Origin of the sequence: Mesorhizobium sp. M8A.F.Ca.ET.207.01.1.1 (assembly GCF_004794715.1) — a bacterium.
Classification (GTDB): domain Bacteria; phylum Pseudomonadota; class Alphaproteobacteria; order Rhizobiales; family Rhizobiaceae; genus Mesorhizobium.
The window spans coordinates 1-311 of record NZ_SRUS01000430.1; the positions used below are offsets into that span (position 1 = coordinate 1).

The 311-nt window shown below is 71.1% G+C and carries 1 protein-coding gene; it reads right to left on the minus strand.

What is annotated here, in order from left to right; all coding sequences use genetic code 11:
* Window positions 1-311: hypothetical protein (locus EN850_RS35230; RefSeq protein ID WP_210238077.1), on the minus strand; the 311-nt coding region annotated here is incomplete at both ends.

The following is a 311-nucleotide window of genomic DNA, read 5'->3' on the forward strand; positions in this document are numbered from 1 at the left end:
CGGGCCGGTGCTCACGCCATCCGGCACGTACCAGGTGCGGAACGCGGCCGGGTTGCCTTCCGGCAGCGAGCGATCGTTCTTCGGGGCGCGCTGCTTGAACGGCTTCTGCGACTGCTTGGCCGCCGCTTCACCGCTGACCGTCAGGCCACCCTTGAAGCCACCGCCCTTGCCACCGCGGCCACGGCCGCGATCTTCGCGGACGTTGTCGAAACGGCGCAGCTCGCGACCTTCGTCAGCGGTGTTGTGGCCGTTGACGTAGGCGTTGCCGCGGCCCCCTTCGCGCACGCGCACGGTGGTCTTGGCGGCGCGGC